Origin of the sequence: Faecalibacterium sp. DFI.5.82, assembly GCF_029076575.1 — a bacterium.
Classification (GTDB): Bacteria; Bacillota; Clostridia; order Oscillospirales; family Ruminococcaceae; genus Faecalibacterium; species Faecalibacterium duncaniae.
The window spans coordinates 1-305 of sequence record NZ_JARFIS010000636.1; the positions used below are offsets into that span (position 1 = coordinate 1).

At 64.9% G+C, this 305-nt stretch carries 1 protein-coding gene; it reads right to left on the minus strand.

Going from position 1 to position 305, the window contains the following annotated elements; translation table 11 throughout:
* Positions 1-296: GIY-YIG nuclease family protein (locus P0G09_RS18210; RefSeq protein WP_275253371.1), on the minus strand; the 296-nt coding region annotated here is incomplete at its 3' end.
* Positions 297-305 lie beyond the last annotated feature (9 nt).

A 305-nucleotide genomic window follows, 5' to 3' on the forward strand; every position in this document is an offset into this window, starting at 1 on the left:
AGCGCGAGCCGGGGCAGGTTCTTCTCCGCCCATTCGGCGCACAGGGCTTCCATCTGCGCTTTGGTCAGCTTTTTCAGGGCTGCTTCCCGGCGCAGGGCGGCAGATTTGTCTGTGCACCGTTCCAGATACGCGAACCGCTGTGCCCCCAGCGCACGGGTGCACTTGGCCCCCTTCCCGCTCTTGTGGGCGTGCAGGAGGCTGGCCGGGTCATTTGTCCAGCCCGTGTAGAGCTGGCCGCCTGCGCAGCGCACCATATAGACATAGGCCCGCTCCGTCTTCTCCGCTTCCCCGCTCATATCACAGTC